Origin of the sequence: Cohaesibacter haloalkalitolerans, from assembly GCF_003574655.1 — a bacterium.
Taxonomy (GTDB): Bacteria; Pseudomonadota; Alphaproteobacteria; order Rhizobiales; family Cohaesibacteraceae; genus Cohaesibacter; species Cohaesibacter haloalkalitolerans.
The window spans coordinates 390,881-417,711 of the sequence record NZ_QNUM01000004.1; the positions used below are offsets into that span (position 1 = coordinate 390,881).

The following is a 26,831-nucleotide window of genomic DNA, read 5'->3' on the forward strand; positions in this document are numbered from 1 at the left end:
CATGAACCATTTCTTCTCCTTCACCCGCCTGTTTGCCCTGCTGGCCAAGGAAATGACGCAGATGATGCGCGACCGCATCACCTTCGGCATGATGATCGGCATCCCCCTTGTCCAGCTGGCGCTGTTCGGCTTTGCCATCAACACCGACCCCAAGCAACTGCCATCGGCGCTGGTGACCACCTCGCAGGACCAGTTTACCCGGGCCATCGTCTCGGCACTGGAAGTGACCGGCTACTACCGCTTTGACTATGTCGGCATTCCGGAAAGTCAGGCCGATGAACTGATGCAGGAGGGGCGGGTTTCCTTTGTGGTGACCATCCCGTCCGACTTCTCCAAACGGGTTTTGCGTGGCGACGAACCACAGATTTTGATCGAAGCCGATGCCTCTGACCCGGCAGCTTCGTCAGGCGCCGTTTCGACCCTGGCAACCGTTGCCAAACAAGCATTCGAGCGCGAGCTGGGCAAAAACCAGAACGAGGCCAGCTCCGTCGATATCGTCGTCCATCGCCGCTACAATCCCGAAGGCATCTCTCAGTATAACATCGTGCCCGGTCTGCTCGGCGTCATCCTGCAGCTTGTCATGGTGATGATGACAGCCATGGCGCTGACCCGCGAGGTTGAGCGAGGCACGATGGAAAACCTGTTGGCGATGCCTGCCACACCGTTCGAGATCATGCTCGGCAAGATCCTGCCCTATCTGGCGGTCGGGGCAGTGCAGGTCATCATCATTCTGGTCGCCGCCAAGCTGGTGTTCCATGTTCCCTTTGTCGGCTCGATCTGGCTGCTGATCGCGGGAATCCTGATCTTCATCTCGTCGCTGGTGCTCATCGGCTATTTCATATCGACCGTTGCCGGTAGCCAGATGCAGGCCATGCAGATGAGCTTCTTCTTCTTCCTGCCGTCGCTGATGCTGTCCGGCTTCATGTTCCCCTTCAAGGGCATGCCGCACTGGGCTCAGATGATCGGCGAGATCTTCCCGCTCACCCATTTCCTCAGGATTGTGCGCGGCGTCATGCTGAAGGGGGCGGATCTTGAAGCCATGCGCACACCCATGCTGGCCCTCATCGGCTTCACCATCCTGCTGATCATCTTCTCCCTCGCCCGCTTCCGCAAAACGTTGGACTGAGCGAGCCCCTCGCCCCCAAACCACAGGGATCATCGACCCCTGCGGACTTTTTCTTGGCGTTTTCCGGGCCCTTTCCTGACCCTGCCAGCGATATGGTCTCATAAATGGTGTATAGTGGGATTCATACCACCCGCCCCGTGTCCACACCGCGGAGCTAGATCCGATGGATAGAGAGGCTCATCAGATGACGAACGAAGCGGACAAGCCTTTCGCCTTCAGAACACGGGGCCTCACAAAGGTTTACGGCGAGGGCAACGCTGCGGTGCACGCCCTGCGCGGGGTCGATCTGGAAATCCCGTCCGGCGAAATTGTCGTCCTTCTCGGTCCCTCGGGCAGTGGCAAGTCGACCCTGCTCAACATCATCGGCGGCCTTGATCGCGCCACCGACGGCGACGTCCATTTTCAGGACTTGTGCCTGTCCGATCTGCCGGACGACAAGCTCACCCTCTACCGCCGCAATCACGTGGGCTTTGTCTTCCAGTTCTACAATCTGATGCCGAGCCTTACCGCACGGGAGAATGTCGAACTGGTCACCGAAATCGCCGACCACCCGCTGGCGCCCGAGGACGCCTTGGCGCTTGTCGGCCTTGCCGAGCGGGCCGACCATTTCCCCGCCCAGCTTTCCGGTGGTGAACAGCAGCGGGTTGCCATTGCGCGTGCCATCGCCAAACAGCCCACCGTACTCTTCTGTGACGAACCAACCGGTGCGCTCGACAGCAAGACCGGCAAGGTGGTGCTAAAGGTCCTCAGGGACATCAACGAACAGCTCGGCGCAACGGTGCTGATCGTCACCCACGCAGCCAGTACCGCTGCCATGGCCGACCGCGTCATCCATTTTGCCGACGGGCGCATCCGGGAAGTGGTGGAGAATGAAACCAAGCGCGACCCCGACGAAATCGAGTGGTAGGAGAGGCTCTGTATGACACCACTGGACCGGAAGCTGGCAAGAGATCTCTGGCGCATCAAGGGGCAGGCCATCGCCATTGCCATGGTCATCGCCACGGGTGTCACACTGCTGGTGATGATGGCCGGGGTCGTCAATTCCCTACAGGAAACCCGGCGGGTCTATTACGAGCGCAACCGCCTTGGCGATGTCTTTGCGCCGGTCAAGCGGGCCCCCTCCCACGTCATCCGCAAGCTGGCAGCGCTCCCCGGCGTGTCCGCAGCCGAAGGCCGCATCACCGGCTCCGCCCTCATCAGCCTGCCAAGCCTCGACCTGCCCTTGCGTGCCATTGCCATTTCGCTACCGGATACCGGCGCGCCACGCCTCAACGCCATCCACCTGACCGATGGTCGCCGGATGGACCCGAAAGATGCCGACGAGATCATCCTGCTCAACAGTTTCGCGCGAGCCCATGACCTCAAACCCGGCGACACTCTCTCGGCCACCATGAATGGCGCCCGACGCACCCTTACCATTGTCGGCCTCGCCCAGTCGCCGGAATATCTCTATAGCGTTGCGCCGGGAGAAATGATCTCCGATGACAGCCGCTTCGGCGTCATCTGGATGAGCCGAACCGCCCTTGCCGCCGCATTCGACATGCAAGGGGCCTTCAACGAGGCCATCCTCTCCATCGGCCGTAGCAACAATCTGCAGGCAACCCTCGACCGGGTCGACCGCATCCTGTCCCCTTACGGCGGGCTTGGTGCCTATGGTCTCAAGGATCTGACCTCCAACCGCTTCGTCACCGAGGAAATCGAGGGCATGCGCTCTTCGGCGCGTGTCGTACCGCCGCTGTTTCTGGCCGTGGCCGCCTTCCTGCTCAACATCGTCATTTCCCGCATGGTCGAGGCAGAGCGCGAGCAGATCGGCCTCATCAAGTCCTTCGGCTACACCAACGGCGAGGTCGGGCTGCATTATTTCAAATTCGTGCTGATCATCGCCATCGGCGGAGCCCTGCTCGGCTGTCTGGGTGGCATCGCCATGGGGCGGGCGATGATGCCGCTCTATCTGACCTACTACAAATTCCCGATGCTGGTCTTCCGGCTTGACCCGGCCTCCTTTGCCACAGCAATCCTCACCTCGATTGCCGCAGCCTCGGCAGGCGGATTGCTGGTCCTCAGGAAGGTATTTGCCCTCACGCCCGCCGTTGCCATGCGCCCTCCGGCACCACCAGACTATTCGACCACGGGCCGCTTCGCCAGACGACTCATCACCCTCCTTGATCAACCGAGCCGGATGGTTTTGCGGCGCATCACGCGCCAGCCCGGTCGCATGCTCGGCTCGCTGACAGGCATTGCCTGTGGCATGGCGCTTTCGGTCTCGATGATCTCGATGCTGGCCGGGTTCGACCACACGATAGACCTCACCTACACGGTAATGGACCGCTCTGACGTGACGGTGACCTTCACCCACCCGATCGGCGAGACAGTCGTTCACGAGCTTGAGAGCATCCCCGGCGTTATCGACACGGAACCGGAGCGTAGCGTTGCCGTCGTCTTCCGTAACGGCGTGGAAAGCTATCGCGGCGCCATCACCGGCCTTGTACCACAGCCACGCCTCAAACGGGCCCTTGATGAGAAAAGCGCTCCCATCACCCTCTCCCGGCAGGGCATCACCCTGTCGCGATCCCTCGCCTCGATGCTGGCCATCGAACCCGGCACAATCCTCAACATCGATGTGCTCGAAGGTGAGCGCCCCAGCTTGCGCATTCCGGTGAGCGGTGTCGCCGAAAGCCTGCTCGGTTCCCCCGCCTACATGCAGATCGCCTCCCTCACCCGCCTTCTTGGCGAACCCGGACGCATTTCTTCAGTCTATCTGCGCATCGACAAAAACCGGGCAGGAGCCATTTTCAAGGCACTCAAAAGCCGCCCCTATGTGGCGGGGGTCAGCATGAAATCCGATGCCCGGGCTGCCTTCCAGAAGATGATGGACACCGGCGCCGGGTCCATGCGCTATGTCATGCTGATCATCGCCGCCATCATCACCTTCGGCATCGTCTACAACGCTGCCCGCATCGCCTTTGCCGAGCGCCAGCGCGATCTTGCCAGTCTCAGGGTAATGGGCTTCACCCGGTCGGAGGTGTCCTTCGTTCTGCTGGGGGAACTGGCGGTTATCACATTGGCCGCCCTGCCCATCGGCTCCATTCTGGGCTATTATTTCACCATGGTGATCGCCAGAGGGTTCAGCACGGACCTCTATCAGATTCCGATCCTTTTTATCCCCGAGAGCTATGGTCGGGCCGCCCTTGCGGTTCTCGCCGCAGCCATTTTCTCGGGCTGGATCGTCCGGCGTGATATCGATCGCGCAGACCTTGTCTCAGCCCTCAAGATCAGGGAATGAAACGGCAGGAAAGGAACAGGGAAAATGAACACCAGTTGCAAACCGGAGGGCTGACCGTCATGGCCAGAAAAAGATCCCGCTCCTATTTCGCCATCACGGCGGCAGTTGTCGTCGTGGCAGCCCTCGCCTATGCCTTCTGGCCACGCCCGACATCGGTTGACATGGGCACGGCAACGATTGGGTCGATGCAGGTAACCATCAATGAGGAAGGCTTCACCCGCGTCCATGATGCCTATGTGGTCTCAAGCCCGGTGGCCGGGCGCCTGTTGCGGGTGGAGGTCGAACCGGGCGATCCGGTACTCAAGGGCGAGACGGTTATTGCCCGGATGCGTCCGGCAAGCCCTGCCATGCTCGACATCCGGACCCGCGAACAGGCCAACGCCTCCGTTACAGCGGCGGAAGCCACTTTGCGGGTTGCGCGGGCTGATCTCAACAAGGCCCAGTCCGATCTGGAGCTGGCCACCCGTGAGCTTGACCGCACCCGACAGCTTGCAGCAAAAGATACCGCCAGCAAGGCCGCCCTCGATCGCGCCGAGGCAAGCTATCGCACCGCCAGTGCTGCCCGCGACAATGCCGAAGCGGTGATTGGCGTCAGGGAAGCCGAACTCGACAACGCCCGCGCCCGCCTCATCGGTTTTGACACGACTTCGGGCGCAGCCCCCGACAGCGCCGGGGCAACGGTCCCGCTCACGGCGCCGACCACCGGCACCGTTCTGCGTGTCATTCAGAAGAGCGAAACCACGCTTGCTGCTGGCACCGACATCATGGAAATCGGCAATATCGATCATGATCTGGAAGTCGTGGTCGAACTGCTCTCCACCGATGCGGTTCAAGTCAACCCCGGCGACCGCGTGATGATCGAGGATTGGGGCGGCGACAGGCAGCTTGAAGGCGTTGTCGATCGGGTCGAGCCATGGGGCTACACCAAATATTCCTCCCTCGGCGTCGAGGAACAGCGGGTCAAGGCCGTCATTCGCTTCACCAGCCCACGAGCCGAACGCGAAAAGCTAGGGCATGGCTATCGCGTTGAAGTCAAAATCGTCGTCTGGTCGGCAGACAACACCCTCATTGTCCCCTCCAACGCCCTGTTCCGCGATGGTGAAAACTGGGCCGTTTTCAGGGTGACGGACAAAACAGCACATCAAACCCTTGTAAAGGTCGGAAAAGACAATGGCATTTCAGCGCAAATTCTTGATGGTTTGAGCGCAGGCGACGAAATCATCCTCTATCCATCCGCCGGCCTTGGCGACGGGACAAAAGTCACGCGCCGCACAGTGGAATGAAGGAGACATAAGGGGAACCGATTTTGCGCCAGCCAACAGCCCGCCGCGCCCCGATTTCAAAGGTAAACTCATGACCGACCAGCCCATCGCCAGCACCCCGACGCGCCCGCAAATGAGCAAGGAGCTGGCGGCCCTCTATCGCCCCGAAGTGGTTCTCAACCATGACGAAGCGCCGGAAGGCGGAGCGGACTGGGACCCGATTGCACCAGTGCTGAAGGGCATTCCCCGCAGTCTCAAGCCCGACTATTGCGTCGATCCGGGCGACATGACCAAACCCGATTGCTTTGCCTCGATCCAGCAGGCCATCAGCCAGGCCGTCCGCGACGCCAAAGGCAAGAGCCTTAGCAGACGCCTCCATATCGAGATTGCCCCGGGCACATACAACGAACTGGTCTACGTCCCGGCGCTGGAAGTGAACGGACAAAAGGTGCCTATCACGCTCTACGCTCGCGACACGGATGCCCGCAAGACCGTCATCTCGGTCGACATCGATCAGGGCCTGACGGCAGATGCCTATACCATGCGCTTCGGCTCGGCCTTTCTCAACACCGAGCCCAGCATCCGGGCGATGTTCGAGGAGGTGTCGGCACGGGGCGATTTCGACATCGGCACCACCAATTCTTGTGTCATGCGTGTGCGCAACGATGGCTTCGAGGCCCTGAACCTGACCATCGAGAACAGCTACAACGAAGACCGGCTCACGCCTGACATTGCCGACAGGACGGATGTAGCACGCAACCATCAAGGCCAGTGGGCCCACGGTCAGCATCAGGCTGTTGCCGTTCTGATCGATGCTGCAGACCGCGTGCTGTTTGACAATGTCCGCCTGCTCGGCGATCAGGACACCCTCTATTTCAAGACCAACGAGCCGCGTAAGACGGTAAAGTCCTGCTTCAGGAATTGCTACATCGAAGGCGACGTCGACTTCATCTTCGGCAACAGCACCGCCTTTTTCGACCATTGCGAAATCCGCTCCAAAGGCGCCAGAACATCCGACACCTATGTCGCAGCCCCCAGCACAAACATCCATATCACCTATGGCATCGTCTTCTGGGATTGCGATTTCACCCATGACGACAGCGAGGCCGCACTGCAAGGCAGCTTCTATCTTGGACGGCAATGGTTCGAACGGGTGCGCGCAACCCCCTATGGCTCCTCGCCGGTGCCCGGCTATAGCTGCTCGCTTGACGAATTGTCCCACTATGAGGAGCCGACCGGCACCATCGCACTGAAGACGCTGGAAGCGGTAGGCAAGGTCGCCGTGCTTCACAGCCGCATCGGCAGGCACATCAACCGCTTTGCCCCGTGGACCGATTGGAATGGCGGAGAATTCGATAAAGATGGCACCTACCACCCTGCCCCGTGGGCTCCGCGTTTCCGCCCAGTCCAGTATGGCATCACCGACTTCAACCGCCATCTCGCAGGCTGGCTGAAGCAACAGGGCCTTGCCTATGACGAGCAGGATGCCCCTCTGCCCTTCATTGCCGAATATGGCAACGAAACAACGGATCGCTAATCATCCCCTCTGCCGCTGTTGATGATCAATCAACCGAACGCCGCACCCAACGGGCGAACGCATCGTCATGTCTTGATCAGACATCGACAGGATGACGAACCAGCGCGCTCATCCTCAACACTTTGGCCTACGGGCAAACACCCAGGAATTCATCAACCGAATTTTCACAACTCATTGAATTTCCGACACATTCCGACCCTCAAGAATACCTGCTCCACCGGCTTTCAGCCGCTGGTTTGACGGCATCTGCCGACCCTTGACCAGAATCCTCCTTGACAAAAAGCGAGTCTGATCTAAGATTTACCTAAATATTTTTGAGTAAAAATGAACGCTGCAGCTCAATTCAACTCAAAGGAAAGCACCTGAATGAAAGACCTCAAGACCGGAACCCAGAAGGGGCAGAACACCCGCGAATCCGACCTCAAACAGTTCATCAACACCTCGCTTGTGGATCTGGTGGCCAAACAGATCCGTTCGATGATTTTTGCCGGCGACTATCTGCCGGGAGAAAAACTGGTTGTGCGGGAGTTGTCCGAAACGCTGGGCGTAAGCCACACTCCGGTCAAGGATGCGCTGAACCGCCTCGTATCCGAGGATCTGGTCGAGGCGATCCCCAACAAGAGCATGGTCGTCAAGAGTTTCACCAACAACGAACTGGTGGAGCGACTGGGCGTCCGACTGATGTGCGAGCTCTTTTATGCCGGTGAGATCATTCGGTCGGCCAGAAAGGACGACACTCTGGTGGCAGATCTGGAAGCCTGTCTGACTGCCATGGAGGAGGCAATCAGCGACGACGCCAGCATCGATTATGAAGCCTGGGTATCAAATGAAACCCGCTTTCACCGGCGCTACATGATGGCAGCCCAGAACCAGTCTCTGGTGACTGTCTACAATGGCCTCAACACCAATGAGTTCACCTTCTTTGCCTATCTGCACAATGAACACAAGCCGCTGAAGCGGCCGATTTTCGAGAATAATCTGGTTGAGCACCGTGAGATCATGGAAGCCCTCAAGGCGCTCGATCAAGCCAGATTTGTCAAGGCCATCGCATGGCATGTCCTGCATGCCTGCGAAGACTACAACGTCGATGAGGAAGCCCAGCTTCGCATCGACCAGATAAAGAGGCTGGCAGAGTGCCACCTCGACGGGCAGGGAAAACCGTCTCAAAAAATTTCCTGACTTTCTGCCCTGGATACGTCTCGACTGAGCCTGCCCCGTGCCCGCACGGTCAGGACCCCGCCTCGTACCCGAGACAGATTTGCGTTTAACCCTATGGAGGAAATCATGAAAAAAACAACTTGGGTATTGACGTTGCTTGCCGGTGCTGCATTGACCGCAGCAGGAGGAATGATGACCAGCACATCAGCTCTGGCAGCAGATCAGATCGTATTGCGTCTTGCCCATATCAACGCAAATACCGATCCGAAACAAAAAGATGCCGAAAAGTTCAAGGAGCTTGTCGAGCAGAAGACCAACGGTCAGGTCAAAGTTGAAATCTACGGCGCGGGCGTTCTTGGCAACGTGCGCGAGATCATCGAAGGCCTGCAGCTGGGCACCAACGAAGTCGTCATCGAAGGCTTCGGCACCCTGCCGTCCTACACCAATCTCTCCCTGCTGGACCTCGTGCCCTTCATGTTCCGTGACCGTGCCCATTTCGACAAGGTCTGGGAAGGCGAGCTTGGCGGGGAACTGCTCAAGGCAGCTGGCGATGAAGCTGGCATGAAACTGTTTGGCCCATCCTATCGCGGTGTGCGTGTCACCACCTCGACCAAGAAGTTCACCGACGTTGCCGGTGTCAAGGGCCTGAAAATCCGCGTTCCCGCCGACGACATGAGCGTCAAGACCTGGCAGGCTCTGGGTGCTACCCCGACCCCGATGGCCATGACCGAAGTGCTCACCGGCCTGCAGCAGGGCACCGTGGAGGCTCAGGAGAACCCTCCGATCCTGTCCTACAACTTCGGCCTTGCCGACATCTGCAAATTCCTCATCAAGACCGACCACCGCTGGAGCGCCGACGTCTTCATGATGGATCAGTCCTACTTCAACAGCCTGCCTGAAAATGTCCAGACGGCCATTGTCGAAGCGGGCAACGAAGCCGGTCACTACACCAGCGGCCTGATCACTGACAACGAGGATGGCTTCCTGCAGAAATGGCAAGATGCCGGTGCCGAGATCGTCACCCCTGAACTCGATGGCTTCCGGGAAGCAACAAAAGATGTCGTGAAAGACAACTTCCCTGAGTTGACCGACTGGGTCGAAAAGATCAAAGCCGTTCAATAATCAGCACTCACTAGAGCCAAATGAATGACCAACGGGTGCCGGAGCCCAATCCCGGCACCCGACGGGTCAGTCATGCCCGATCCTTCCCCACTGCAGGGCGGCCGACGCCGCCAGAGACCTGCGGAGAAAACCATGCGTACTTTAGAGTGGGTCTGTAGTGCGATCGAGAAGACCATCAACTTCATCATCATCGTCTGCCTCATGATGATGACAGCGGTTATCTTCTATCAGGTCGTATTGCGCTACGTCTTTGACAGTTCAAACATCTGGGCGGAAGAATTCGCCCGTTATGCCTTCATCTGGGTCGTTCTCCTCGGAGCGGCCAGCGCGCTGCGCCGGTTCCAGCACATCAGGATCGACTTCGTGGTCAACCTGCTACCCGAGCGCGCCCAGAAACTGATCAATTTCATCAACTACATCCTGATCGTCGGGTTCCTTGCAACCCTGATCAAATATGGCATCGCCATCTCGCTGAAGACCACCCATCAGATCTCGGCCGGTCTGCACATCCCGATGTCCTTCATGTATATGAGCATCCCCGTCGGCTCTGCACTGATGCTGCTGTTCACGGTGCAGATCATCCTGAGGGACTTCCTCGTACCAACAGGTGCCAACACATCAGCGTCCGGGAGCAAATAGTCATGGGTATCGGAACCGTTCTACTCGTCGGCATGATTGTCCTCGTCCTGATGGGCATGCCCGTCGCCTTTGCCATCGGCATTGCGTCCATGGCCTCCATTCTCGTCGGCAACTACAACCTGATCGTCGTGCCGCAAAAGGTCCTCGCAGGCATGGATTCCTTTCCCATGCTGGCCATTCCCTTCTTCGTGCTCGCCGGTAACCTGATGACAGGGGGCGGCATAACAGACCGCATCCTCAGTTTCACCAAGGCGACCATGGGCTGGATGCGCGGCAGTCTGGGCATTGTCACCGTGATTGCCTCGGCCATCTTTGCTGCCATCTCCGGCTCGGGCACGGCAACCGTCACGGCCATTGGTGGCATCACCATTCCGGCCATGAAGAAGGAAGGCTATCCGCCGGAACTCTCCGCAGCCATCGCAGCCAGCGCCTCGACGGTCGGCCCGCTGATCCCGCCAAGCATCATCCTGATTGTCTATGGCAACTCGGTGCAGACCTCCATTCGTGAGCTGTTCATGGCGGCAGTCGTTCCGGGCATCGCGCTTGTTCTGGGCTTCCTGGCCTATACCTACTACAAGGCCCGCAGCCTCGATCTGCCGGTTGGCAACAAGCTCGATCACAAGGAAGTCTGCCGGGAAACCAAGCGCAGTTTCTGGGCCCTGCTGATGCCGGTCATCATTCTGGGCGGCATTTTTGGCGGTGTCTTCACTCCGACCGAAGCCGCAGCCGTTTCGGCAGTCTATGCCTTCATCATCGGCCTGTTCGTCTATCGCAATCTGACCTTCAAGAGCATCAACCGGATCTTCTATGACAGCTGCATTGTCTCCACGATCATGCTGTTTCTGGTCGGCTGTTCCAAGACATCGAGCTGGGTGCTGGCCATGGGGCGCGTGCCCGAAGCCATCGCGGCCAATCTGCTGTCCGTCACCGATCAACCAGTCTTGTTGCTGTTGCTGCTCAACGTCTTCCTGCTGATCGTCGGCATGTTCATGGAAGCCAACGTCGCCGTTGTGATCTTCACCCCCATCCTGCTGCCCATCGCCATGGCCTGCGGCCTCAGCGTTGTCCAGTTCGGTGTCGTCATGTGCTTCAACCTCTGTCTTGGCCTCATCACGCCGCCGGTCGGTCTCTGTGCCCTGCTGGGCAACAACATCGCCGAAGGAAGGCTGGAACTGACCTTGAGATATTGCGCAAGCTTGTTCCTGGTCGGCTTTGTCATCCTGATGTTCACGACCTATGTTCCGGCCATGACCACCTGGCTGCCGAGCATTCTGAAATAGCCCCATGGTTTGAACGACCGCTCCGCTCCGGGTCACAGACGCGCAGACAGCAGGATGCGCCGTGCCCGGCAGCGGGAGGTCTCAAGGAAATCAAAATGAAATCGCCCAATCCCCTCACCCGCTTTATTGACTTGTGCCACCGGATCTATGCCAGAGACTTCGTTCCCGGCTCAGGCGGCAATGCTAGCATGCGGCTTGGCGACAGGATCGTCATAACGCCCTCGGGCGTCAGCCTCGGCATGCTTGAGGAGCAGGATCTCGTGACCATCGCCATGGACGGATCGGTCATCGGAGCCGGCAAGCCTTCCAAGGAATGGCGCATGCACATGAATTGCTATGAGCGTGATGACGTCAATGTCGTCATTCATGTTCACAGCCCCTACTCGGTCGCGGTTGCATGCCTGACAGACCTTGACCACTCCTGCGCAATGCCGGTCTATACCCCCGGCTATTCTGTGCGAGTCGGAGCCTTGCCCGTTGTGCCCTACTATCGCGCAGGCTCGACCGAACTGGCCAACAGCATCATCTCGATCATGGCCGATCGCAACTCCCTGCTGCTGGAAAACCACGGCGTCCTGACCGTTGGCGCGACCATCGATCAGGCCTTCAACCTGGTTGAGGAAATCGAGGAAAACGCCCATTTGCATTTCACCCTGAATGGCCGGGGCAAGCCGCTCAGCAGGCAACAGCAAGACGATCTGAACGGCAAATACTGATCATCTGTGACACCAAAATCAACAGGAAAGAACAATAAGATGGTCACGCAAAAGAACCACTCCATTGTCCTCGGCATCGACATAGGAACCACGGGAACCAAATGCAGTTTCTATGATCTGGAATGCAATCTCGTCGCCAGCGAGTATCAGGAATATCCAATGATCCACCCCCGCGAAGGCTGGGTCGAGGAAGACCCCAATGTCTGGTGGGCCAGTGTCGTTCGCAACGTCAAGCTCTGCATTGATCGCGGCGAGGTCGACCCGGCCCGGGTCGCAGGTATCGGGGTAAGCTGCACCAATTCCTTCATCCCTCTCGACCGGCAGGGCAACAATCTCTATAACGCCATCCTCCAGCTTGACCAGCGTTCGGCGAGCGAAGTCCAGTGGCTGGAAGACACCATCGGCCGCGACCGCATCTATGAAGTGACCGGTAACCGCATCGCCCGCGGCACCTTTGCCCTGCCAACCCTGCTCTGGTATATCAAGAACCGCCCCGATATCATCGAGAAGACCCACAAGTTCGTGGTCCCGAGCGGCTTCATCATCAACAAGCTGACCGGGGAATTCTCGATCAATACCTCCCGCATGGGCTTCACGCTGCTCTCCAACATTCGCACCGGCACGTGGGACGAGGGACTGGCGAGAGACACGGGCGTGCCGATCGACAAGCTGCCAAAGCCCTATAATGCAACGGATATTGTCGGCCATGTCACCGCTGTTGCGGCCGAACAATGCGGCCTCAGGGAAGGCACGCCGGTTGTTGCCGGGTCCATGGACACGGTAGCGGCAGCCATCGGCGCGGGAGCCATCCTGCCCGGCGACAGTTTCCTTGCCATCGGCACCTGCGGACGGGCCTGCTTCACCACAGAAACCCCGGCTTTTGACGACCGCCTGATGAATTGCCGCCACGCCGTGGACGGCCAGTGGCTGAGCGTTGAAGCCACCAACGCGGCCGGTGCCTCGCTCCGCTGGTTCCGCGACCAGTTCGGCGAAGCCCTCGCCGAGCGCTGCCAGAAAGAGGGAAGCTCCATCTATGAGATGCTCGACAAGGTGGCCGAGGAAGCCAGCGCCGGGTCCAATGGCGTTCTCTATCTGCCCTATCTCTCCGGCGAGCGCTGCCCGATCTGGGATCCAAACGCCCGCGGCGTGATGTTCGGCCTCAGCTTTGGCACCAGTTATGGCGACATGGTCCGGGCGATCATGGAGGGTGTTGCCTATTCCATCCGTCAGGGCATGAAGATCGTTCTCAAGCACAATGACAAGCCCAAGTCCCTGTCCTTGGGCGGGGGTATCGCCAACAGCCGGATCTGGTGCCAGATCTTTGCCGACATACTCAACGAGCCGATCGTCCGCCTGCGCGTCAACGAAACCGAAACACTGGGCGCTGCCATTCTGGCCGCCAAGGGCGTCGGCCTTATCGACAGCCTCGACGAGATGACAGGCTACACGACCCAGCACTGCGAAATCATCCACCCGGACAAACAGGCATCTGCCATCTATGACGACTATTTTGTCCTTTACGAAAAGCTCTATGAAGATCTGAAGGACAATTTCATCACAGCGCAGTCCATCAAGGAAAAGCACAGCTAGAAAACGGCAGATCCCGAACAGCCTCAAGGTACTGCGACCTCCAAAGGCCCACATAGAAGGCCACCCCGGAAGACCCCAAGACGATAACTGCGCCCTTCATCTCACCCCATTGAAGGGCGCATTTTTTTTGATAAGAGTTCTGTCAAGCCACCGGGAATCCCTGGAGAGACAAAGGGAGGATCGCAAGGACCTCGACCAAAAGCCCGGTCACATTTTCGTTCCTTGACTTGCCCTGACATCAGGGCGACAGTGGTTCCATGACCCTATCAAGCTTCAATCTTGTTCTCAAACGGATGTGCCTTATCGCAGGCGGGTAGCCCCCCGGCTTGGTCGCGTCGCGCCTTGCCGCGGGGAAGCGGCAAACAGCCACAGGGCGTGGACCACGCAACGGGCAGTGCGACAATCAACCATTACCTATCGTTCCGTTTCAAGATGAAACATTGACTTGCACGCCTTCGCGTCAAGGAGATGCTGCTATGGCTCATGGCAAGAGCAAACTTGCAAAACCCCGAATTACCCTCACCCAAACCGACCACAAGCGCCTGACATTGCTGGCAGAGGAAAACGCCGACCGCATGGCATCCGTCACCGATGCGTTGTTTGTCGAACTGGATCGCGCCCGCGTCGTTCCAGACAGGAAGATAGCCGAGAACACCATCAGGATGGGATCCGGCGTCTGCTTTTCGAGTGATCTGGAAGAAACCCGCCAGATATCGCTGGTCTTTCCCGGGCAGGCCGATATTGACAAGGGCAGAATATCCATTCTGACGCCCATCGGCGTGGCCCTGATCGGACTTTCCGCCGGGCAATCCATGGACTGGATCACGCGCGACGGGCGCACCCAGCACCTGACCGTGGAAGCGGTAGACCCGCCAACAGAGACCGCGTCTTGATCGGACGGCAAAAGGAGGTCCCCTTTCTCTGAACAGCTCGGATCGTGGCGCTTCCTGACGAAGCGATCGCAGGAGCCGCGCGTCATCCAACCGACGGATTTGCCAACAAGGGTGGCATCAGCGGCGCCCCGCCAGCGGCAGATAGCGCTGACACCCGTGAAATACCAACAACAACAGGATTAACCAATGCCATATTTCAGACCATACCCCTTCGAACTGACCCCGATCGGCAAGATCTGGGCGGCAGAAAGAAAGCCAATGCCATCGGCCTCACCCGCCTATCCAGACCACGACCGGGAGTACACGCTCGAACTGGACGCCGTCTTCTACGAAGGCTGCTTCGGGCTCGACACGATCAGCCATCTTACGGTCCTCTACTGGCTGCGAGATGCTGACCGGTCCGTTCTCAAGAGCAATCCGCCCGACGGTGGCGACAGCATCGGAATTTTTGCCTCGCTCTCGGAGGATCGCCCCAACCCGATTGGCTTGGGCACCGCCACCATCATCCGCATAGAAAAGAACCTTATCCACGTTCGGGGATGCATCGACTGCCAAAGCGGCTCGACACTCCTTGATCTGAGGCCGCGCTTTCTCTGGCAGACAGGGATCAGCGAAACGATCCTGCCGCTCGACGCCAGCACATAGGTGAACTTCGAGCCGGATCATCACTCACGCCACACAGCATCGACAAAAACGAACGACAGACCGCTGCCTCCGACAAATTGCGAAGGCATGAAACTCGGCGTCATTTGTCAACGCCGTTGTGCTCGGCCTGCCCCGACCGGAGTGCTGAGGTCGCCTTTGTGGCCTTGACCAGCCATGCCTCGAATTCGCTGTAGGCCGGGCTTGGATCTTTCTGTGACAACCGGGTCAGCCAATAACTGCCCGTGATGATTTCCTCGTCAAAGCACCGCACCAGATCCCCCGCAGCCAGCCGCCCCTCGAACATCCGGATTGGCAGCAAGGCAATGCCATAGCCGCTGGCAACCAGATCCGCCATGGCCACGGACGAGTCGAAAACCGGCCCCTCGATAAGCGGCGGAACCAGCCCGACCTTGCTGAACCACAGCGGCCATTCATCGGAACGATAGGTCCGCAGCAAGGTCTGGTCATAGAGGCTTTCCGGGCCTGCCAATTTGGCCGCAACGAACGGTGCACAAAGGGGGGTCAGTGGCGTCGTCATCAATGGCGTTGCCTCCAGCCCCGGCCATCGGCCATCCCCGAAGCGGATGGCCGCGTCCAGTCCCTCCTGCGCGATATTGACGCGGTTGTTGTTGGTGAACACCCGGATACGGATCCCCGGATGGGCACACTCGAATGCCTCCAACTGCCCCAGAAGCCAGCCAACGGCAAAGGTGGTCACAACGCCAACATTCAGCGTTTCCTCAAAGCGCTTGCCTTGAAACCGATCCAGCATTCCGCCGATCCGGTCAAGGCTGCCGGTGAGAACAGGCAGCAGCATTTCCGCTTCGGACGTCAGGGAAAGCCCGCCCCGCGTGCGGTGAAACAGCTGAAAACCGAGCAGGTCTTCCAGCCGCGCAATCTGGTGGCTGACCGCCGCCTGGGTGACACGCAGCTCTATGGCGGCACTTGTAAAGCTGCCCTGCCGGGCCGTCGCCTCGAAGGTTCGCAGAGCATTGAGGGGAATATCAGGGCGATCCATTACATGACTCAATCTAATATCAAACACGAGAATTAGTCGTTTGATAGCATATTCCCATCGGGGCATAGTGCCCAAAATGACATTTCCTGATGTCATGGGGTCAAAAAAGAAGAATCCGGTCACCGGGCCACCCGGTCACACAGTTCAGGCCAGACAGGCCGCCCCTTTAATCAAACCATGGAGGAAAGACATGAAAAAGACACGTCTGTCGTCTCTCAACGGCGCCCTGCTGGCTGTCGCGCTTTGCATCACCGCATCGGGCGGCGCCATCGCGCAGGATCTCAAACAAACCATCACAAGCTGGGAAACCCGTCTCGGAGCCCGCATCGGCGTCACATTGCGCGCAACACCATCCGATAGCCTATTTGCCTACAAGGCCGATCAGCGCTTTCCAATGGCCAGCACCTTCAAATCCCTGATGTGCGGCGCCGTGTTGGCCCGAGTGGATGCTGGCAGTGTCAGTCTTTCCGACCGGGTGACCTATCAGGCAGACCAGCTACAATCCTATTCCCCCATCACCAAGGACCATGTGGAGAGCGGAATGGATGTTGCAGACCTGTGCGAAGCTGCCATCACGCTCAGCGATAACACCGCAGCCAACCTGATGCTGGAAAAGGTGGATGGTCCCGCTGGCCTGACCACGTTTCTGCGTACCATCGGTGATGAAACGACCCGTCTGGATCGCTGGGAACCTGATCTCAATGAAGGCATTGATGGCGATCCGCGTGATACCACCACGCCCGATGCCATGACTTTGTCCCTGTCGCGGCTCCTGTTCGGCGAAACCCTGCAACCGGCATCTGCTGGCCAGCTAAGACAATGGATGATCGATGACAAAGTGGCTGGCGCGCTGATCCGCCCCCATCTGCCCGAAGGCTGGATCATCGGCGACAAGACCGGCACCGGCGGCAATGGCACGCGCGGCATCGTTGCCTTTCTGAAGAAACCGGATGGCGAGGCCTATGTGACCGCCATTTATGTCACCGCGACCGATGCCGACATCACCTTGCGCAATGAAGCCATTTCTGACATTGGTCGGGCGGTGATCGACGAAATCCGGGCGCATTGACGCGGCCTTACCAGACAGCACTGCAGTCCTCTTTCAAGGTCAGGATTGCAGTGCCCCCTTGCTGACCGCCCCCAAACGATCTGTCTACAGCGCCAGCCAGTGGCGGAACGGTACGTCGTTGGTCACAAAGGCTTTCAGATCCTGCTGCGCCTGCTCGTTGCGCAGCTTCATCGGCTTGCGACACGGGCCACAGTCGACGCCGAGGCATTGCAAGGTGAACTTCACACCAGGCATGACGCCGGTAGCAATGATCTTCTCGACATAATCCTGCGAAATGCCCTGCAGCTCACGGCCTTTTTCAACATCGCCCGCCCGCACGGCGGCATCGAGAGCAGTATAGAGATTGCCCAGAACATTATAGGTCGTGCCGATACCGCCATCAGCGCCAAGAAAGACCGCCGCCCCCATGACCTCATCAAAGCCGTAGAAGAAGGTCTTGTCCGGATGATGCCGACGCAAAAGACACAGCTTGAACATGTCGGCGCTGGTATATTTCATACCGATCACATTGGGCAGCTGCAAAAGCGCACTGAGCAGCTCAAACGGCAATGCCCGACCGGTGCGAGACGGGATCTCATAGACGATCAACGGCAGATCGGTCGCGCTGGCCAGCCCCGTGTAATAGTCGAGGATTTCCTCGTCCGAGAAGGGATAGGAATGCGGCGGCAAGGCTGAAAGACCCCGATATCCCAAAGCCTTGGCCTGACGGGCCAGTTGCATGGAATCGGCAAGACTGGGTTGCCCGACATGGGCAATCAAAACCGTATCCCGCCCCTTGGCCCTGTCAGCAACCATCCCCTGCTGCGCCAGCAACTCGTCGGTCGACATAAGACCGGACTCTCCGCTGCTGCCACCGACATAGAGCCCCGTCAGCGCCTGCTTCAGGACATGGTCGACAATATTGTCCTGCCGCCCCCGATCAAGTTCGCCATTGTCTGCGAATCCTGTCAGGAGCGCCGCATATGTGCCGCTAAATGCTTTTGTCACCGAAAGTTCCTCCCACATTGCTGTTCCAGCCCGCCTCCTCGAAAACCGGGACCGGATTATCCATTCGTCTATTTGGTTTGTTCAAAATAGGATATCACGTCTTTTTGGTTTGACAATAATTAGTTATGATATTACCAAATATATTTATCAGCACGGTTCAATTTCTCTTTTTTCGGTTTTCTGTTAGACCGATAGGGCTCATCAATAGCCACGAGAACCGGGAGTATCGCTTGAAATGGCTGAAGACACGATTGCAACCATTGTTTCCAAACGGATGGCCGACCAGATCGCGGAGGAATTCATCGAGAAGATCCGGCTCGGCCAGCTGGTAGAAGGCGATATTCTGCCAACCGAACGGGAGTTGTGCGAACAGTTCGAGACATCCCGCCCCACGGTGCGGGAAGCGCTCAAACAGATGCGACTTCAGGGATTTCTCAGCGCTGCGGCGGGTCAACGCCCTCGTGTGACCAAACCCTCGCTTGAAGGCATCCTGCAAATGGCTGCCGAACATATCCGGGGGCTGCTGGGTGACGCCGAAAGCGGAGCCCATCTGGAACAGATGCGACAGTTCATTGAAATCGGTGCCGTCCGCCACGCTGTCCAGCGGGCATCCAATCTTCAGGTCACAACCATCGCCAGGGCGCTGGAGCAGAATTTCAAGGCCATCGGAACCAAGGATTTTGCAGCGACAGATATCGCCTTTCACCGCTGCATTGTCTGCATTCTGGGCAATCCCATCATTCTTCAGCTGCATGACATGTTTGTCAGTGGCCTGTTCGAAAAGAGAACGCCGGAGGACGACCCTTTCGAACAGAACCACACAAGCTATGAAGAACACCGCCTGATCTGTCAGTACATCATCGACGGCGACGTCATCGCTGCCACGGACATGATGGATCAGCACTTGACCCGTTCCTATCGTGAACGATTGAAAAGCGCGAAATCGATCACGATAGGAGCCAAAGCAAACAGGCAACCCTGAATTTGCCGTGGGGCTGCCTGAAATGACAACCTTAATGGAGGAATAAAGGTGTTAAAGAAACTATTTTTGGGCACAGTCGCCACATGCATGATGATTTCCAGCGCCTATGCAGCGCGGACCATTACATTCGGCATGCAGAACAACGAGGCATCCAACCTCTACAAAGGGGTGATGCAGCTCAACGAAACACTGAAGGAAGTGTCCGGCGGCGAGCTTGAACTCAAGGTCTTCCCGGGGTCACAGCTTGGTGACTTCAAAGCGATGGTTGCGCAGCTCCAGGCGGGGGAACTGGACATGGCGCTGACCGGCTATCCGGACATGAGCTACATCATCCCGGAACTGAAACTGATCGGGGCACCCTATGTCGTTTCCGACTATGATCATCTGATGGACCTGATCCATGGCCCGTTCGGCCAGAAGATGGATGATGCCTTCCTCATGAATGATGTCAAGGTCATCGACGTCTGGTATTACGGCACCCGCCAGACGACATCCAACCGGCCAATCAACTCGCTGGAAGACATGAAGGGGCTGCGTCTGCGCACCCCGAACGTCCCCTTCCTCATCGCCTACGCCAAGAACACCGGCGCGTCTCCATCACCTGTCGCATTCCAGGAAGTGTATCTGGCGCTGCAGACCAATCAGGTGGATGGCGAGGAAAACCCGCTGAACACGATCGAGGAAATGAAATTCTACGAAGTGCAGAAATATATCGCCCTGACCAACCATTTCGTCGCGTCCGAAGCTGTGCAAGTTTCTCTCAAGACATGGAACTCGCTCTCCGAGAAAGAACAGGGCTGGCTCCTCAAGGCAAGTGAAGCCGGGCGCAAGGTCAACAATGACCTGACCTACAAGGCCGAAGCAGAATTGATCGACAAGTTCAAGGGCCTCGGCATCACCATCACCAAACCCGACACCGCCCCGTTCCAGGCAGCCATGGAGCCATATTACAAGGAGCTGGAAGCCGAATTCGGTGAAAGCAGCGTCACCTCGCTCATGAAGAAATAGTCAGCCATGGCGTGGTCGCTGCGGCGATCACGCCATGATGCCGCCGCTTGACGGACGGCAACGTCATACTTTGTGGGAGGCCTGGTGGTGACGAAAAGAAAATATTCAATAGAAGGAATAGCCGCAACCATCCTGTTTCTGGGATTGATCTTCGTCGTTCTTCTGCAGGTTTTTGGGCGTTTCGGGCTGTTTGTCGCCCCGGTCTGGACTGAAGAAATGGCCAGATGGATCTGGGTCTGGATGGCGATGATCGCCATCGGCGAGGCTGAGCGGCAGAATGTACAGCTCAGAATGAGCATCGTGATTGACGCCTTTTTTCCAAAATTCCGTCTTGTTCTCTTCACGTTGATCGACCTCGTCTATCTGGCCGTCACCATCAACCTGCTCTGGATCGGCTACAAGACAGTCATTCGCACATGGCACAATGAAGCGGTCACACTGCCGTTCTCCGACGCCGTGCTTTATGCCTCATACCCCGTTGCCGCACTCTTCATCATCTGGCGGGTGAGCAATCGCATCTGGTCGCAGCTCTCGACCGGCTGGCAACCGAAAATCAAAGGAGGCAAAGAAGCATGATACTCATCATCATCTGCACAAGCTGGCTGTTTCTTGTCTTCGCCGGAGTGCCAATCGGCATTTCGATGATCCTTGTGTCCATCGGCTATTTCTATCACACCGGGATGGGCATGGCCTTTTCGGTCCAGCGCATGGTGGACGGGCTCAACAGCTTTCCCATGCTGGCCATTCCGCTGTTCCTGCTTGCCGCAGCCATCCTCAACTCGGCCGGGATCACCAATCACCTTTTCGGTTTTGCCCGCGCCCTTGTCGGGCGTTTCACCGGTGGCCTCGGACATGTCAATGTGCTGGCCTCGCTGTTTTTCTCCGGCATGTCAGGCTCTGCGGTTGCCGATGCCGGTGGTCTGGGCAAGATGGAAATCAAGGCCATGCGCGACGCCGGCTATGATGATTCCTTCTCCGGTTCGGTGACCGCCGCCTCTTCGATGATCGGTCCGATTGTGCCGCCATCGATTACCATGGTGCTGTATGGCGTAATTTCCAACACCTCCATCGGCAAGCTGTTTCTTGGCGGCGTTGTCCCCGGGGTGCTGTGTGCGGTCGCGCTGATGGTCATGGTCTATGTCATCGCCAAATTGCGCCACTACCCCAAGGACGACCATTACTCATGCCGACAGGTCGGCGAGCTGTTCCTGCGGAGCTTCCCGGCGCTGCTGACCCCGTTTGTCATCATCGGCGGCATTTTCAGCGGCTTCTTTTCACCAACCGAAGCTGCTGCCGTTACGGTTCTCTATGCAATCCTGATCGATTTGCTGATCTACCACAATCTGACCTGGCCACGCTTTTTCCGCGCGGTCTATGAGACAGCAGTCACCTCGGCAACCATCGGCACGATCATCGCCGGTGTCTCCGTGCTTGGATTTGTGCTGGCAAGGGAACAGGCGCCGCAGCAGATCGCCAATTTCTTTCTGGCCTTTGTTGATTCAAAGCTCAGCTTCCTGATCGCGGTCAATCTGATGATTTTCGTTCTGGGTGCTTTTATCGAGAGCCTTGCCATCCTGTTGGTGGTTGTTCCGATCCTGATCCCGCTGGCCCTGAGCTTCGGCATCGATCCGGTGCACTTCGGTATCATCGTGGTGCTCAATCTGATGATCTCCACCCTCACACCGCCCATGGGGATGGCACTATTCGTCGTCGCTCAGGTGGGCGAAATACCCTACCACAAGCTTGCCAAGGCCATACTGCCCTGGCTGGTTCCGCCGTTGATGGTTCTGGGGCTGGTCTGCGTCTTCCCGGCTCTGGCAACCGGGCTGCCAGATCTGATGCAATAGAAGTTTTGAAGCGGAAGACGTTTGAAGGCGATGGTGGTTTTCAGGGAACCTGATCCGTCACCATCGGGCAAAATAGCGTCACGGCAGATGCATCAGAAGATGCAGTGCCGTGACGAAAAGCAAGATCAATTCATTTCGCCCGTTTTGGGCAAAGATCTATGGCTCTGGTTTAGTTCTGATCGAAGTCAGGAGCACAGGTGTAGCCGACAAATGCCGAACTGGAGTTGGCAGTCGGGACATAGGCGGGTTCCGGCTGTTCACCGAAGAAACAATAAGCCCCGTTGGCTACATAGCGATCATACAGATCAGGACCAGTGGACAGCAGTACGCTACCGTTTTCCTGAACAAGCTGTTTGGCCTGTACATCGGTCAGAGAGTGTGAATCCACCCGCTGGGAGGCCGAAGCGGACGCACCAAATGCAAATGCACTAATGGCAAGCACGGAAAGAGCAGTAGTCAGTTTTCTCATCGTTTTTTCCTCATATTTTCTTTGTTTTGGATGCGACACCTTGTTCACTGCTATACCGATCAAATGGGCTCCCCGACCTCCCCGTTCAAGACGCCTACAATCACGTTTTCGATTGGTTTTGTAATATTAATTGAATCTATTCCCGCAAACATTTCAGTTAGTTACAATTGAAACACAGCCAACCAGTACCTAACGGAAACCCACAGTCGCATGCCCGTCCTTGTATCAATCCATGGTGTGTGGCTTGCTCTCAAATGGCTGTAACATTGCCCCATCCAGCCCGAAATGCTCCGCTTCATCGCTCTGAAGCAGAGGAATGCCTGTGGACTTTTGCTCGGGCATTGCAACGCGAAATTCGTTGAACGCCAATCCCGAGATCTCGACGCCCCCATACTCGGTGCTCAAGATCACTCAAGCGTCAGCCAGTAAATCTGAAGCTCTTTTGGCGGATCCTTGATAAGCCCGGACGAATAGGCCACATCGTCATCGCTGAACCGATAGTGACCGGTCTGGTCCTTTTCAAACCTGCCGACACCACAAATGCCAGCCATCAGATCGCCATCAGACAATATGACTTCGATGTCCCACGTCCCATTGGCGGAGCCCCAATGCGCAAAGGGCCGCCTCAGAACCGGGAGTTCGAAAATGCGATTTGGCACGAACTTTTCGTTTTTGAACAGCGAGACAGCTTTTGCATCCTCTTCCTCGTTCAGGCACAACTGCTTGCGATCGGACATATCGATACCCAGTCCGATGTCCTCCCCGATTTTCATCAGGTAATCGACCAACTCGCCATATGCAGGAAGCAGTTCAATGCGGATATGCGTGAAGGACTTCGCCTCAAAGGACTGACGCCAATAATAGGTCGCCTCGATACCCCAGCCGTTCCATCGACCGGGAACCATGCCCTTGTCCTTGAGAGCCTGAACGGCGTCAGGAGGCGCTGACTCCAGGAGCTGCAGCGTCTTCTCCGATACCGGATGCAGAGGCAAACCTGCGGCCTTGACCAGATCGGAAACATCCAGTTGATGATAAAGAGCACGAAGCTGAACGCTCGGGATGATTTCCGCACCCTCGACAAAAACCCGCACGCCCAACGGGCGATCGCCAAACAAATCAGGACGATTATTCACAGTGTCCCAATGGCCTGAAATGAATGGCAAGGGCAGATAGAGCGTGGAAACGGTATCCGCACCAGCATAATTCTCGATCTTCATCTCATAGGAGACAAGCTCCCGGCTGATCGAAATGGAAGTATGCCGAACATAAAGATCCTTGTTCATGCCAAGTTTGGGCATCGTCAGTGGCAACGGCGAATACACAGGCCCATCATAGGCCAGACCGGCACCGGTCAGCAGAATGAGCACACTGACAGCAACACTCATCAGAGAAGCAAGGTTTGACGGGATACTGGAGAAACGGAAAATCTTCATGTCTTCCCTCCCTGTTCCGATAATTCCCCTGCTCCATTATCCGCCCAAACCCGGGCCTTTGCCATGCTACAGGTGAACGAAGAAACCGGTCGCCTCTGAATTGGTTCAGCATGGTCAGCACGCCTCACCACCCCTTGAGGAGCCTAGTCGATGACACCGGCCGTCTTGAGGATCTCGACCCTGCTCGCAACGACATCCGAGAAGGCCTTGCCAACGCCACTCAGAGGCCGGTCTGATGGGACGAACTGGGCGATATCCCATCGAATGGCAGGCCTCAGAGGACAATGAACCACTTTCTCGTCATCAAGCAGGAGACAGGCAACCGGATCGACAATGGCCAGCCCGACGCCCATTTCAACCAGACTGACAATACCGTGCAGCGTGCGCGTCTCGGCAACGATGGAACGCTCCACCTCAATGTGCTGCATCATAAAGTCAATGCGCGTCCTGAGTGGACTGCCCGGGGCGAGATCTACAAAGGTCTCCCGCTTCAATTGCTGCAGCGTCACCTCTTTCAACCCGCTCAGAGGGTGGTTCCTCGGCATGAGGCAACGTGCTTCACAGATCGCCAGAGATGTTACGTCTGCACCATAGGGGTCGGCATCAAGAGTGATTCCCAAAGCCATGTCGCAGCTTCGCTCCGCGACCATGCGCATGATCTCACTCATGCCCGTATCGCGCAGCCTGACCGACACATGTGGATGGGTCTTCTGAAACTCGGCGATGGCATCAATCAGGAAGGTGTCGCAGAAAATAGGTTGAGCAGCGATGACCAGATGACCGCGCTGGTTGTTGGCAATCGCCCGGGCTTCCTCAGAGAGAGACCGGATGCTTTCCAGCCCCCGCACCACCGTCTGGTGAAACTGGAAGGCCTCCGGCGTCGGTATCAGCTTGTTTCGCTTACGAAAAAAGAGGGCAAATCCGACCCGCGTTTCAAGCGCGATCAGCAGGCGACTGATCATCGGCTGGCTAAGGCCCAATTCGTCTGCTGCGCTGCGCATTCCACCCAGGCGGATGTAAGCATCGAATGCTTCTAATTCGCGGATTTTCATCATTTTTCTCTGCCTCAGTATTACAAAATTGCATACTATCATATTTTCTTGCAAAAAATGGAATACTGTGAAAGATAAGTTTTGTGGATTATCCCAACACCTTCCATAGGTCTTTTTCGGACCGCAGCCTAAGAGGTTCATTAGAACATGAGAAAAATCATTTCCGCCCTCGCGATGGCGACAGCTCTTTTCACTGGCGCGGCTATGGCTGAAGACAGCTACCCGACCCAAGCCGTTACCCTTGTCATTCCTTATGGCCCGGGTGGAGCATCCGACCTTGCCGGTCGTGCCCTTGCTGAAACTGCCAAAACCTATCTTGGTCAGCCGATCACCGTCGTCAACAAGCCCGGCGCAGGCGGCATGAACGGTGCCCGTTCCGTTGCGGAAGGCGAAGCGGATGGCTACACCCTGCTGCTGGCCCGTGTTGGCATGGCTCTGACCCCGGCTGTCACCCCGCAAGCCACCCCCAACTGGGATGCCTACACCTTCCTTGCCGCGCTGGAAGCAACACCGATGATCCTCGCCGTGAAGGGCGATTCGCCTTACAACAGCGTTGAAGAGCTGCTGAAGGCTGTCAAAGACAGCAATGGCGCCATGACCTATGCCGCATCCGGCGCAACCGCAATTGACGGCTTCACCTCTCAGGCACTGCTGTCTGATGCCGGTCTTGACCCGCTCACCGCAGCAACTCTGGTGCCTTACAAAGGCGGCGGCGCACTGGCTACCGCCCTGCTCGGCGGCCATGTTGACTTCCTCGCCGTCTCTGCCGGCTCTCTCATTCCACATATCGAAAGCGGCGACATGAAAGCGCTGATGGTCTTCGCACCGGAACGCATGGACAAGTTGCCGAACGTCCCGACCGCTGCCGAACTCGGCTACAAACAGGCAGGTCAGGTCACTGGCTGGAGTGCACTCTATGCTCCGAAGGGTCTGCCTGAAAACGTTATTGCCAAGTGGAACGAAGTTCTGGGCAAAGTCGCAACCGACAAGACCTGGCTGGAACTGGCTGGCCGTCGTGGCTCCATCTCTACCGTTGGCAAGGTTGACATGACCGCCTACGCAAAAGAGCAGTATGAGCTGTTCAATGGCCTGGCAAAGAAGTTCGGCTACCTGCCAGCAAACTGAAAATAGCAAAGAACAACATCATCTGACAGGAAGCGTGGCCCCTTCCGGGCCACGCCATTTGCTGGGAACCTCCCGACATGCACAATTCCATTCTCCGTAGCCCCTGGTTTTGCGGGCTAATGATTATTGCGTTTTTCGCCTTCGTCATCTTTGCCCTGATTCCGGTCTATGTGCCTCGCCCGGCCTTCATTCCCGGCTTTGCACCACCGCCCGACATGTGGCCGCGCACCATCTCCATCATTGGCGCAGGCCTTGGCATCCTTCTCTTCATTCTGGCCCTGCTCGGCCGCATGGGAGAAAGCGAAGTGATCGAAAGCGATGGCGCACCAAGAACAGTCCAGATCACCCGGTTCATTGGCGCTCTGGTCGCCTTTACGGCTTACGTCTGGCTGATGCCCTATGTCGGCTTTCTCGTTGCCTCCATGGCCCTGACCGGCGCGATGGTCCTTTTGACCGGCGAGCGCAACTACCGCTTCTGGATCCTTGGACTGTCCCTGTTCGGTCCGATCCTGCTCCAGTTGATCTTTCATTCGGCGCTGGGAACCCAGTTCCCCGTTGGGATCCTGACCAAACAATTCGGCTTCTGATCG

Annotated in this window: 25 protein-coding genes; 20 read left to right on the forward strand and 5 right to left on the reverse strand. The window is 57.4% G+C overall.

Annotated features, from left to right (window positions below; all coding sequences use genetic code 11):
- Window position 1 precedes the first annotated feature (1 nt).
- The 13 genes from DSL70_RS12375 (at window position 2) to DSL70_RS12435 (ending at window position 15,251) form a co-directional block, all read left to right on the forward strand.
- Window positions 2-1,126 carry an ABC transporter permease gene (locus DSL70_RS12375; RefSeq protein ID WP_119308223.1) on the forward strand — a complete coding sequence of 375 codons (1,125 nt, stop codon included), beginning with the start codon at window positions 2-4 and terminating at the stop codon, window positions 1,124-1,126.
- A 184-nt stretch (window positions 1,127-1,310) separates the two neighbouring features.
- The gene (locus DSL70_RS12380; RefSeq protein WP_119308224.1) at window positions 1,311-2,033 is read left to right on the forward strand and encodes an ABC transporter ATP-binding protein; all 723 of its coding nucleotides are present in this window, start codon (window positions 1,311-1,313) and stop codon (window positions 2,031-2,033) included.
- Between the two features lie 12 nt (window positions 2,034-2,045).
- Entirely contained in the window at window positions 2,046-4,409 is a 2,364-nt protein-coding gene (locus DSL70_RS12385) for an ABC transporter permease (RefSeq protein ID WP_119308225.1), read from the forward strand.
- A gap of 59 nt (window positions 4,410-4,468) precedes the next feature.
- Entirely contained in the window at window positions 4,469-5,692 is a 1,224-nt protein-coding gene (locus DSL70_RS12390; protein WP_119308388.1) for an efflux RND transporter periplasmic adaptor subunit, read from the forward strand.
- A 70-nt stretch (window positions 5,693-5,762) separates the two neighbouring features.
- Entirely contained in the window at window positions 5,763-7,208 is a 1,446-nt protein-coding gene (locus DSL70_RS12395) for a pectinesterase family protein (protein WP_119308226.1), read from the forward strand.
- A 366-nt stretch (window positions 7,209-7,574) separates the two neighbouring features.
- Complete coding sequence (locus tag DSL70_RS12400) at window positions 7,575-8,387, forward strand: GntR family transcriptional regulator (protein WP_119308227.1); 813 nt, start codon at window positions 7,575-7,577, stop codon at window positions 8,385-8,387.
- 105 nt (window positions 8,388-8,492) lie between these two features.
- Window positions 8,493-9,488 (forward strand): TRAP transporter substrate-binding protein, encoded by a 996-nt coding sequence (locus tag DSL70_RS12405; RefSeq protein ID WP_162916646.1) that lies wholly within the window; start codon window positions 8,493-8,495, stop codon window positions 9,486-9,488.
- Between the two features lie 132 nt (window positions 9,489-9,620).
- A complete protein-coding gene (locus DSL70_RS12410) occupies window positions 9,621-10,127 on the forward strand; it encodes a TRAP transporter small permease (protein ID WP_162916648.1) in 507 nt (168 codons plus the stop codon).
- Window positions 10,128-10,129: 2 nt separating this feature from the next.
- A complete protein-coding gene (locus DSL70_RS12415; protein WP_119308230.1) occupies window positions 10,130-11,407 on the forward strand; it encodes a TRAP transporter large permease in 1,278 nt (425 codons plus the stop codon).
- A gap of 95 nt (window positions 11,408-11,502) precedes the next feature.
- Window positions 11,503-12,123, forward strand: a complete 621-nt coding sequence (locus tag DSL70_RS12420) for a class II aldolase/adducin family protein (protein ID WP_119308231.1) — start codon at window positions 11,503-11,505, stop codon at window positions 12,121-12,123.
- Window positions 12,124-12,162: 39 nt separating this feature from the next.
- Window positions 12,163-13,713 carry a xylulokinase gene (locus DSL70_RS12425; protein ID WP_119308232.1) on the forward strand — a complete coding sequence of 517 codons (1,551 nt, stop codon included), beginning with the start codon at window positions 12,163-12,165 and terminating at the stop codon, window positions 13,711-13,713.
- A 476-nt stretch (window positions 13,714-14,189) separates the two neighbouring features.
- The gene (gene rnk, locus DSL70_RS12430; protein ID WP_119308233.1) at window positions 14,190-14,606 is read left to right on the forward strand and encodes a nucleoside diphosphate kinase regulator; all 417 of its coding nucleotides are present in this window, start codon (window positions 14,190-14,192) and stop codon (window positions 14,604-14,606) included.
- 186 nt (window positions 14,607-14,792) lie between these two features.
- Window positions 14,793-15,251, forward strand: a complete 459-nt coding sequence (locus DSL70_RS12435; RefSeq protein WP_119308234.1) for a TrmO family methyltransferase domain-containing protein — start codon at window positions 14,793-14,795, stop codon at window positions 15,249-15,251.
- 100 nt (window positions 15,252-15,351) lie between these two features.
- On the opposite strand, the gene DSL70_RS12440 is transcribed toward DSL70_RS12435, so the two are convergent.
- Window positions 15,352-16,269 (reverse strand): LysR family transcriptional regulator, encoded by a 918-nt coding sequence (locus tag DSL70_RS12440; protein WP_119308235.1) that lies wholly within the window; start codon window positions 16,267-16,269, stop codon window positions 15,352-15,354.
- 190 nt (window positions 16,270-16,459) lie between these two features.
- Here DSL70_RS12440 and bla point away from each other — a divergent pair, with 190 nt between their 5' ends.
- Window positions 16,460-17,338 carry a class A beta-lactamase gene (bla, locus tag DSL70_RS12445; RefSeq protein ID WP_119308236.1) on the forward strand — a complete coding sequence of 293 codons (879 nt, stop codon included), beginning with the start codon at window positions 16,460-16,462 and terminating at the stop codon, window positions 17,336-17,338.
- A gap of 84 nt (window positions 17,339-17,422) precedes the next feature.
- On the opposite strand, the gene DSL70_RS12450 is transcribed toward bla, so the two are convergent.
- Window positions 17,423-18,325 carry a dihydrodipicolinate synthase family protein gene (locus DSL70_RS12450; protein WP_245418199.1) on the reverse strand — a complete coding sequence of 301 codons (903 nt, stop codon included), beginning with the start codon at window positions 18,323-18,325 and terminating at the stop codon, window positions 17,423-17,425.
- A 235-nt stretch (window positions 18,326-18,560) separates the two neighbouring features.
- Here DSL70_RS12450 and DSL70_RS12455 point away from each other — a divergent pair, with 235 nt between their 5' ends.
- From DSL70_RS12455 to DSL70_RS12470, 4 genes are all read left to right on the forward strand, one after another.
- Window positions 18,561-19,307, forward strand: a complete 747-nt coding sequence (locus tag DSL70_RS12455) for an FCD domain-containing protein (RefSeq protein WP_119308238.1) — start codon at window positions 18,561-18,563, stop codon at window positions 19,305-19,307.
- Between the two features lie 48 nt (window positions 19,308-19,355).
- Window positions 19,356-20,315 (forward strand): DctP family TRAP transporter solute-binding subunit, encoded by a 960-nt coding sequence (locus DSL70_RS12460; RefSeq protein WP_245418200.1) that lies wholly within the window; start codon window positions 19,356-19,358, stop codon window positions 20,313-20,315.
- Between the two features lie 87 nt (window positions 20,316-20,402).
- Window positions 20,403-20,891, forward strand: a complete 489-nt coding sequence (locus DSL70_RS12465) for a TRAP transporter small permease (protein ID WP_245418201.1) — start codon at window positions 20,403-20,405, stop codon at window positions 20,889-20,891.
- Window positions 20,888-22,162 carry a TRAP transporter large permease gene (locus tag DSL70_RS12470; protein ID WP_119308240.1) on the forward strand — a complete coding sequence of 425 codons (1,275 nt, stop codon included), beginning with the start codon at window positions 20,888-20,890 and terminating at the stop codon, window positions 22,160-22,162. Before DSL70_RS12465 ends, DSL70_RS12470 begins: the two co-directional genes overlap by 4 nt.
- A 169-nt stretch (window positions 22,163-22,331) precedes the next feature.
- Here the strand turns inward: DSL70_RS12470 and DSL70_RS12475 are convergent, their stop codons facing one another.
- The 3 genes from DSL70_RS12475 to DSL70_RS12490 form a co-directional block, all read right to left on the reverse strand.
- The gene (locus DSL70_RS12475; RefSeq protein WP_119308241.1) at window positions 22,332-22,631 is read right to left on the reverse strand and encodes a hypothetical protein; all 300 of its coding nucleotides are present in this window, start codon (window positions 22,629-22,631) and stop codon (window positions 22,332-22,334) included.
- A 407-nt stretch (window positions 22,632-23,038) separates the two neighbouring features.
- Window positions 23,039-24,064, reverse strand: coding sequence for a DUF4424 family protein (locus DSL70_RS12485; RefSeq protein ID WP_119308243.1), 1,026 nt, complete (start codon window positions 24,062-24,064; stop codon window positions 23,039-23,041).
- Between the two features lie 143 nt (window positions 24,065-24,207).
- Entirely contained in the window at window positions 24,208-25,119 is a 912-nt protein-coding gene (locus DSL70_RS12490) for a LysR family transcriptional regulator (protein ID WP_119308244.1), read from the reverse strand.
- A gap of 144 nt (window positions 25,120-25,263) precedes the next feature.
- Here DSL70_RS12490 and DSL70_RS12495 point away from each other — a divergent pair, with 144 nt between their 5' ends.
- Both DSL70_RS12495 and DSL70_RS12500 read left to right on the forward strand, forming a co-directional pair.
- Entirely contained in the window at window positions 25,264-26,241 is a 978-nt protein-coding gene (locus DSL70_RS12495) for a Bug family tripartite tricarboxylate transporter substrate binding protein (protein ID WP_119308245.1), read from the forward strand.
- Between the two features lie 119 nt (window positions 26,242-26,360).
- A complete protein-coding gene (locus DSL70_RS12500; RefSeq protein WP_205563244.1) occupies window positions 26,361-26,828 on the forward strand; it encodes a tripartite tricarboxylate transporter TctB family protein in 468 nt (155 codons plus the stop codon).
- Window positions 26,829-26,831 lie beyond the last annotated feature (3 nt).

Coding starts and splice junctions, on each gene's coding strand:
- DSL70_RS12375 (WP_119308223.1), top strand. CDS start 2: ATGAACCATTTCTTCTCCTTCACCCGCCTGTTTGCCCTGCTGGCCAAG.
- DSL70_RS12380 (WP_119308224.1), top strand. CDS start 1,311: ATGACGAACGAAGCGGACAAGCCTTTCGCCTTCAGAACACGGGGCCTC.
- DSL70_RS12385 (WP_119308225.1), top strand. CDS start 2,046: ATGACACCACTGGACCGGAAGCTGGCAAGAGATCTCTGGCGCATCAAG.
- DSL70_RS12390 (WP_119308388.1), top strand. CDS start 4,469: ATGGCCAGAAAAAGATCCCGCTCCTATTTCGCCATCACGGCGGCAGTT.
- DSL70_RS12395 (WP_119308226.1), top strand. CDS start 5,763: ATGACCGACCAGCCCATCGCCAGCACCCCGACGCGCCCGCAAATGAGC.
- DSL70_RS12400 (WP_119308227.1), top strand. CDS start 7,575: ATGAAAGACCTCAAGACCGGAACCCAGAAGGGGCAGAACACCCGCGAA.
- DSL70_RS12405 (WP_162916646.1), top strand. CDS start 8,493: ATGAAAAAAACAACTTGGGTATTGACGTTGCTTGCCGGTGCTGCATTG.
- DSL70_RS12410 (WP_162916648.1), top strand. CDS start 9,621: ATGCGTACTTTAGAGTGGGTCTGTAGTGCGATCGAGAAGACCATCAAC.
- DSL70_RS12415 (WP_119308230.1), top strand. CDS start 10,130: ATGGGTATCGGAACCGTTCTACTCGTCGGCATGATTGTCCTCGTCCTG.
- DSL70_RS12420 (WP_119308231.1), top strand. CDS start 11,503: ATGAAATCGCCCAATCCCCTCACCCGCTTTATTGACTTGTGCCACCGG.
- DSL70_RS12425 (WP_119308232.1), top strand. CDS start 12,163: ATGGTCACGCAAAAGAACCACTCCATTGTCCTCGGCATCGACATAGGA.
- rnk (WP_119308233.1), top strand. CDS start 14,190: ATGGCTCATGGCAAGAGCAAACTTGCAAAACCCCGAATTACCCTCACC.
- DSL70_RS12435 (WP_119308234.1), top strand. CDS start 14,793: ATGCCATATTTCAGACCATACCCCTTCGAACTGACCCCGATCGGCAAG.
- DSL70_RS12440 (WP_119308235.1), bottom strand. CDS start 16,269: ATGGATCGCCCTGATATTCCCCTCAATGCTCTGCGAACCTTCGAGGCG.
- bla (WP_119308236.1), top strand. CDS start 16,460: ATGAAAAAGACACGTCTGTCGTCTCTCAACGGCGCCCTGCTGGCTGTC.
- DSL70_RS12455 (WP_119308238.1), top strand. CDS start 18,561: ATGGCTGAAGACACGATTGCAACCATTGTTTCCAAACGGATGGCCGAC.
- DSL70_RS12470 (WP_119308240.1), top strand. CDS start 20,888: ATGATACTCATCATCATCTGCACAAGCTGGCTGTTTCTTGTCTTCGCC.
- DSL70_RS12475 (WP_119308241.1), bottom strand. CDS start 22,631: ATGAGAAAACTGACTACTGCTCTTTCCGTGCTTGCCATTAGTGCATTT.
- DSL70_RS12485 (WP_119308243.1), bottom strand. CDS start 24,064: ATGAAGATTTTCCGTTTCTCCAGTATCCCGTCAAACCTTGCTTCTCTG.
- DSL70_RS12490 (WP_119308244.1), bottom strand. CDS start 25,119: ATGATGAAAATCCGCGAATTAGAAGCATTCGATGCTTACATCCGCCTG.
- DSL70_RS12495 (WP_119308245.1), top strand. CDS start 25,264: ATGAGAAAAATCATTTCCGCCCTCGCGATGGCGACAGCTCTTTTCACT.
- DSL70_RS12500 (WP_205563244.1), top strand. CDS start 26,361: ATGATTATTGCGTTTTTCGCCTTCGTCATCTTTGCCCTGATTCCGGTC.